The organism is Psychrobacter sp. CoH-33_TS_01 (assembly GCF_058189395.1).
The window spans coordinates 1-270 of record NZ_JBVGQI010000057.1 but is presented as its reverse complement, the minus strand read 5'-3'; the positions used below and the strand labels follow the sequence as shown (position 1 = coordinate 270).

General features: G+C 69.6%; 1 protein-coding gene. It reads left to right on the top strand.

The window, feature by feature from the left end; all coding sequences use genetic code 11:
- Positions 1 to 270: ATP-binding cassette domain-containing protein (locus ACZ2XM_RS15535; RefSeq protein WP_490619020.1), on the top strand; the 270-nt coding region annotated here is incomplete at both ends.

Genomic DNA, 270 nt, shown 5'->3' with positions numbered 1-270 from the left:
GCGACAAGGGCACCGCCACCGTGAACGGTTTCGACGTGGTCCGCAAGCCGGACGACGTCCGCAACTCGATCAGCCTCACCGGGCAGTTCGCCGCGGTGGACGAGATCCTCAGCGGCCGGGAGAACCTCATCCTGGTCGCCCGGCTCCGCCACCTCAAGAACCCGGCAGGAATCGCGGACGAGCTGCTCGCCCGCTTCTCGCTCACCGAGGCGGGAGGCCGCAAGGTCGGCACGTACTCGGGAGGCATGCGCCGCCGGCTCGACATCGCGA